The 5,040-nt window shown below is 69.8% G+C and carries 8 protein-coding genes; all 8 read right to left on the bottom strand.

Going from position 1 to position 5,040, the window contains the following annotated elements; all coding sequences use genetic code 11:
• On the bottom strand, positions 1-623 hold a 623-nt coding region (hisF, locus tag FUT87_RS15380; RefSeq protein WP_147241573.1), incomplete at its 3' end, for an imidazole glycerol phosphate synthase subunit HisF.
• Between the two features lie 3 nt (positions 624-626).
• Positions 627-1,370 (bottom strand): 1-(5-phosphoribosyl)-5-[(5-phosphoribosylamino)methylideneamino]imidazole-4-carboxamide isomerase, encoded by a 744-nt coding sequence (gene hisA, locus FUT87_RS15375; protein ID WP_147241572.1) that lies wholly within the window; start codon positions 1,368-1,370, stop codon positions 627-629.
• An 87-nt stretch (positions 1,371-1,457) separates the two neighbouring features.
• Positions 1,458-2,105, bottom strand: a complete 648-nt coding sequence (gene hisH, locus FUT87_RS15370; RefSeq protein ID WP_175538296.1) for an imidazole glycerol phosphate synthase subunit HisH — start codon at positions 2,103-2,105, stop codon at positions 1,458-1,460.
• Between the two features lie 5 nt (positions 2,106-2,110).
• Complete coding sequence (gene hisB / locus FUT87_RS15365; protein WP_091721233.1) at positions 2,111-2,707, bottom strand: imidazoleglycerol-phosphate dehydratase HisB; 597 nt, start codon at positions 2,705-2,707, stop codon at positions 2,111-2,113.
• Positions 2,708-2,764: 57 nt separating this feature from the next.
• Positions 2,765-3,865, bottom strand: coding sequence for a histidinol-phosphate transaminase (gene hisC / locus FUT87_RS15360; RefSeq protein WP_147241571.1), 1,101 nt, complete (start codon positions 3,863-3,865; stop codon positions 2,765-2,767).
• A complete protein-coding gene (locus FUT87_RS15355; protein WP_255511860.1) occupies positions 3,862-4,371 on the bottom strand; it encodes a PIN domain-containing protein in 510 nt (169 codons plus the stop codon). The genes hisC and FUT87_RS15355 overlap by 4 nt, the downstream gene beginning before the upstream one ends.
• Complete coding sequence (locus FUT87_RS15350) at positions 4,368-4,586, bottom strand: CopG family transcriptional regulator (protein WP_088408424.1); 219 nt, start codon at positions 4,584-4,586, stop codon at positions 4,368-4,370. Before FUT87_RS15350 ends, FUT87_RS15355 begins: the two co-directional genes overlap by 4 nt.
• A 99-nt stretch (positions 4,587-4,685) precedes the next feature.
• Positions 4,686-5,040: methyl-accepting chemotaxis protein (locus tag FUT87_RS15345; RefSeq protein ID WP_255511859.1), on the bottom strand; the 355-nt coding region annotated here is incomplete at its 5' end.

Below are 5,040 nucleotides of genomic sequence, written 5' to 3'. Positions count from 1 at the left end.
CCGCCCGAGGCGATCACCGGCACGCTCACCGCGTCCGACACCGCGCGCGTCAGCGCCAGGTCGAAACCGCTGCGGGTGCCGTCGCGGTCCATGCTGGTCAGCAGGATCTCGCCGGCGCCCAGCTCGGCCATCTTCGTGGCCCACTCGATCGCGTCCAGGCCGGTGTTCTTGCGGCCGCCATGCGTGTACACGTCCCAGCCGACGCTGCCGTCGGCGTTCTGGCGCCGCTTGGCGTCGATCGCCACGACGATGCACTGCGCGCCGTACTTGTCGGACGCGGCGCGGATCAGCTCCGGATCGGCCACCGCGGCGGAGTTGAAGCTGACCTTGTCCGCGCCCGCGTTCAGCAGCCGCCGCACATCGGCGACCGAGCGCACGCCGCCGCCCACCGTCAGCGGGATGAAGACCTGCGAGGCCACGCGCTCGATGATGGGCAGGATCAGGTCGCGGCCGTCGCTGGTGGCGGTGATGTCCAGGAAGGTCAGCTCGTCCGCGCCCTGCTCGTTGTAGCGGGCGGCGATCTCGACCGGATCGCCCGCATCGCGCAGTTCGACGAAGTTGACGCCCTTCACGACGCGACCGCCGGTCACGTCCAGGCACGGGATGATCCGCTTGGCCAGCACCGCTCAGCCCCCGTTCAGCTCGTCGGCGCGACGCTGCGCCGCGGCGAAGTCGAGGTCGCCGGTGTAGATCGCGCGGCCGCAGATCACGCCGCCCACGCCTTCGGACTCGACCGCGCACAGCGCCTCGATGTCGGCGATGTTGGACAGCCCGCCCGAGGCGATCACCGGGATGGACAGCGCCTGCGCCAGCTTCACCGTCGCGTCGATGTTGATGCCGGTGAGCATGCCGTCGCGGCCGATGTCGGTGTAGATCACGCCTTCGATGCCGTAATCCTCGAATTTCTTCGCCAGGTCGATGACCTCGTGGCCGGTCAGCTTGCTCCAGCCGTCGGTGGCGACCTTGCCGTCCTTGGCGTCCAGGCCCACGATGATGTGGCCGCCGAAGGCCGAGGCCGCATCCTTCAGGAAGCCCGGGTTCTTCACCGCCGCGGTGCCGATGATCACGTACGAGAGACCGTCGTCCAGGTAGCGCTCGATCGTGTCCAGGTCGCGGATGCCGCCGCCCAGCTGCACCGGGATGTCGTCGCCGACCTCGCGCAGGATGGCCTTGATCGCGGCCTCGTTGACCGGCTTGCCGGCGAAGGCGCCGTTCAGGTCCACCAGGTGCAGGCGACGCGCGCCGGCGTCGACCCATCGTCGCGCCATCTGCGCCGGGTCTTCACCGAAGGTCGTGGAGTCGTTCATGTCGCCTTGCTTGAGGCGGACGCACTTGCCGTCTTTCAGGTCGATCGCGGGAATCAGCAGCATGGCCCGGGGAGCTAGGGGTGGAGGAAGGGGAAGAGAGGGAGGGACGCTCGAGAAGGTGCCGTGCGACGCAGGACCGGAGGCCAGGCCTCAGGGCGTCCAGTGCAGGAAATTGCGGTACAGGGCGAGCCCGGACGCGGCACTTTTCTCGGGGTGGAATTGGGTGGCAAAAATGTTATCCCGCGCCACCGCACAGGTAAAGCGCAGGCCGTAGTCGCTCTGGCCGGCGCTGTCGCGCGGGTCCGACGTCTCGGCATAGAAGCTGTGGACGAAGTAGAACCAGCTCTCGTCGGGCACCTCGCCCCAGACCGGATGCGCCCGCGTCTGGTGCACGCGGTTCCAGCCCATCTGCGGCACCTTGTAGCGGCTGCCGTCGGGCTGCAGCCGGCCCTCGAGCCGGAAGCGCTTCACGCGGCCGGGGATCAGCCCGAGGCCGGGCGTGTCCTGCTCCTCGCTGTGGTCCAGCAGCATCTGCATGCCGACGCACACGCCCATCAGCGGCTTGCGCGCGGCGGCGTCCAGCACGGCTTCCTTCAAGCCGCTGCCCTCCAGCTCGCGCATGCAGTCGCGCATCGCGCCCTGGCCGGGCAGCACGATGCGCTCGGCGGCGTAGACCTCGTCGGGCTCGGCGGTGATGAGCACCCGCACGCCCTGGTCCTGGGCCGCGGCCATCACCGCCTGCGACACCGAGCGCAGGTTGCCCATGCCGTAATCGACGACGGCGACCGTCCTGGGCATGACGCTCACAGCGTGCCCTTCGTCGACGGGATCACGCCGGCCGAGCGCGGATCCGGCGTCATCGCCATGCGCAGTGCGCGGCCGAAGGCCTTGAAGATCGTCTCGCACTGGTGATGCGCGTTGTGACCCTTGAGGTTGTCCACGTGCAGCGACACCAGCGCGTGATTCACGAAGCCCTGGAAGAACTCGTAGGTCAGCTGCGTGTCGAAGGCGCCGACCGATCCGGCGGTGAACTTGACGTCCATCGCCAGCCCCGGACGGCCGGAGAAGTCCACCACCACGCGCGACAGCGCCTCGTCCAGCGGCACGTAGCTGTGGCCGTAGCGGGTGATGCCCTTCTTGTCGCCGATCGCCTGCGCTACCGCCATGCCCAGCGTGATGCCGACGTCCTCGACGGTGTGGTGGCCGTCGATGTGCAGGTCGCCCTTGGCCTCGATGTCCAGGTCGATCAGCCCGTGGCGGGCGATCTGGTCGAGCATGTGGTCGAAGAAGCCGATGCCGGTGTTCAGCGTGGCCTGGCCGGTGCCGTCCAGGTTGACGCGCACGCGGATCTGGGTTTCCTTGGTGTCGCGGCGGACTTCGGCGATGCGTTCGGAGCTCATGGGGATTCCACAGGGATCAGGAAAACAGGGGACCTGCCGGCAGGCGCCAGTCTGGCATCAGCCGGAAACCAGCGCGGCGAGCGAGGCTTCGAGCGCCGCCAGCATCGCCGCGTTCTCGTCGGCCGTGCCGACCGTCAGCCGCAGGCAGCCCGCCAGCAGCGGATGCATGCCCGAGACATTCTTGACCAGCACGCCGCGCGCCTTCATGTCGGCATGCAGCCGGTCGGCCTCGGGCACGCGCACCAGGATCATGTTGGCCTCGCTCGGGTAGGCCCGCACACCCGGCAGCCGGGCCAGCGCGGCCTGCAGCGCGGCGCGCCCGTCGCGCAGCGCGGCGGCCTGGCGCTCGTAGACCTGCGCATGCTCGAGCGCGAACAGGCCGGCTTCCGCGTTCAGCACGCTGACGTTGTAGGGCGGGCGCAGCTTGTCGATGTGATGGATCAGCTCGGCATGGCCCATCAGGTAGCCGATGCGCACGCCGGCCAGCCCGAACTTGCTCATCGTGCGCATGATCAGCACCTGCGGATGACGCGCCATCAGCGCCATCGCGTCGCGCGCGGCGAAGGGCTGGTAGGCCTCGTCGATCACGACCAGCCCCGGCGCCGCCTCGGCGATGCGCTCGATGACGGCGTCGTCCCAAAGGTTGGCGGTGGGGTTGTTCGGATAGGCCAGGTAGACGATGGCGGGCCGGTGCTCGGCGATGGCGGCCAGCATCGCCGCTTCGTCGAGCTCGAAGTCCGCCGTCAGCGGCACGCCGACGAAGTCCAGGTGCTGGTAGGCCGAGGACAGTCCGTACATGACGAAACCGGGCAGAGGCGCCAGCACGGCGACGCGCTGGCCCGGCTTGCTGACGGCCATCGCCAGCAGCGAGATCAGTTCGTCCGAGCCATTGCCCAGCATCAGCGCCTGGCCCTCCGGCAGGCCGGCGTGCGCCGCCAGCGCGCGCGCCAGGTCCTGCGTGCGCTCGCCGGGATAGCGGTTGATCGCGACCGCGCCCAGGCGCTCGCCCAGCGCCCGCTGCAGCTCGGCGGGCAGCCGGAAGGGGTTCTCCATCGCGTCCAGCTTGATCAGGCCGGCGGACGGATGCACCGCGTAGGCGTGCATGGCGCGCAGGTCGTCGCGCAGGACACCGAGGGCTCGATCGAGGGCAGCTTTCATGGGGCGACCGCCAGCGGCGGCGGGGTATCGGAGAGGGGATCGGGATCGAAGGCCGCGCCCGCCGGCAGCGCGCGCAGCGGGTCGACGATCAGGACGCTGTCGTAGAGCTGGCCGTGCGGCAGCGCCAGGCTGAGCAGCGTCTCGCAGCCCTGCGCCTTGGCGGCGGCGACGATCAGCGCATCGGCGTAAGGCAGCGCGAAGCGGCTTTCCAGCGACCAGGCGGACTCGACGGTGGCATGGTCGGTCGACCACGGCGCCCAGCGCTGGTAGCGGCGCACCTCGGCCCGGGCGTCGCCATTGGGCATGGCGGGCGCGATGCGGGTGGTGACGGCGCGGTAGAAGTCGTTGAGTACCTGGCTGGAGGTGCGGCCCAGACGCAGCTGCCACAGCACGCGCAGCCAGCGCATGGCCTGCGCGCGGCGGCCTGGGTCGGCGCCGTCCTCGCTCAGGATCAGCACCGAGGTGTCCACGAACACCGGGGCGGTCAGCTCCAGGCCCGCGCTCACAGCAGCTCCCGGCCCGGATAGGGCTGGCCGTCGGAGGACCAGGTGCGCTCGCGGTGCAGCCAGTCCTGCAGGGCGCGCTCATAGGCGTCGTCGTGACGCATCTTCTCGGCGAGGAGCTCGCCGACCAGCCGCGAGACGCTGGTGTTGCGCCGCGCCGCCTCCAGCCTCGCCCACTCGGCGACGCTGTCTTCCATGGTGACGGTGACGTTCTTCATGAAGGCCGCAGGGTAACACGAAGTTCGTGTTCCACGAACTTCGTGTCCTCGTCAGCCTTCGGGACTTGATGCTCGGCCGTCGCCCGGATGGGGCGGGATTCAGCCGTGCAGACGGAATTGCGCGACCACGTGCTGCAGGCTGCCCGCCTGCTCGCGCAGCGATTCCGAGGCGGCCGAGGATTCCTCGACCAGCGCCGCGTTCTGCTGGGTGACCTCGTCCAGGCGCCGCACGGCCTGGCCGACTTCGATCAGGCTGGTGCTCTGCTCCTGCGTGGCCGAAGAGATCTCCTGGATGATGTCCGTCACCCGCTGCACGGCGGCGACGATTTCGCGCATCGTCTCGCCGGCGTCGCCGACCAGGCGGGCGCCCGCCTCGACGCGCTCGACCGAGGAACCGATCAGGCCTTTGATCTCGCGCGCCGCTTCGGCGCTGCGCTGCGCCAGCGAGCGCACC

The organism is Mitsuaria sp. TWR114 (assembly GCF_007997345.1).
The sequence above is the reverse complement of the archived record's forward strand: the minus strand, read 5'-3'. Positions and strand labels throughout refer to the sequence as shown.

What these genes read in the sequence shown, in the direction of transcription:
- hisA (WP_147241572.1), bottom strand. Translation starts at nt 1,370, where the DNA reads ATGCTGCTGATTCCCGCGATCGACCTGAAAGACGGCAAGTGCGTCCGC.
- FUT87_RS15350 (WP_088408424.1), bottom strand. Translation starts at nt 4,586, where the DNA reads ATGAAGAACGTCACCGTCACCATGGAAGACAGCGTCGCCGAGTGGGCG.
- hisC (WP_147241571.1), bottom strand. Translation starts at nt 3,865, where the DNA reads ATGAAAGCTGCCCTCGATCGAGCCCTCGGTGTCCTGCGCGACGACCTG.
- hisH (WP_175538296.1), bottom strand. Translation starts at nt 2,105, where the DNA reads ATGCCCAGGACGGTCGCCGTCGTCGATTACGGCATGGGCAACCTGCGC.
- hisB (WP_091721233.1), bottom strand. Translation starts at nt 2,707, where the DNA reads ATGAGCTCCGAACGCATCGCCGAAGTCCGCCGCGACACCAAGGAAACC.